The organism is Neisseria sp. P0024.S006 (assembly GCF_051956595.1).
Classification (GTDB): domain Bacteria; phylum Pseudomonadota; class Gammaproteobacteria; order Burkholderiales; family Neisseriaceae; genus Neisseria.
The window spans coordinates 1-437 of sequence record NZ_JBQCXH010000079.1; the positions used below are offsets into that span (position 1 = coordinate 1).

The 437-nt window shown below is 51.5% G+C and carries 1 rRNA gene; it reads left to right on the forward strand.

Going from position 1 to position 437, the window contains the following annotated elements:
• Positions 1–437, forward strand: a 23S ribosomal RNA gene (locus ACTHUF_RS11365); the annotation flags it as partial.

The following is a 437-nucleotide window of genomic DNA, read 5'->3' on the forward strand; positions in this document are numbered from 1 at the left end:
GCTTCAGTTTGAACCAAACCGTACCGCAAACCGACACAGGTGGGCAGGATGAGAATTCTAAGGCGCTTGAGAGAACTCGGGAGAAGGAACTCGGCAAATTGATACCGTAAATTCGGGAGAAGGTATGCCCTCTAAGGTTAAGGACTTGCTCCGTCAGCCCTGGAGGGTCGCAGAGAATAGGTGGCTGCGACTGTTTATTAAAAACACAGCACTCTGCTAACACGAAAGTGGACGTATAAGGTGTGACGCCTGCCCGGTGCTGGAAGGTTAATTGAAGATGTGCAAGCATCGGATCGAAGCCCAAGTAAACGGCGGCCGTAACTATAACGGTCCTAAGGTAGCGAAATTCCCTGTCGGGTAAGTTCCGACCCGCACGAATGGCGTAACGATGGCCACACTGTCTACTCACGAGACTCAGCGAAGTTGAAGTGGTTGTG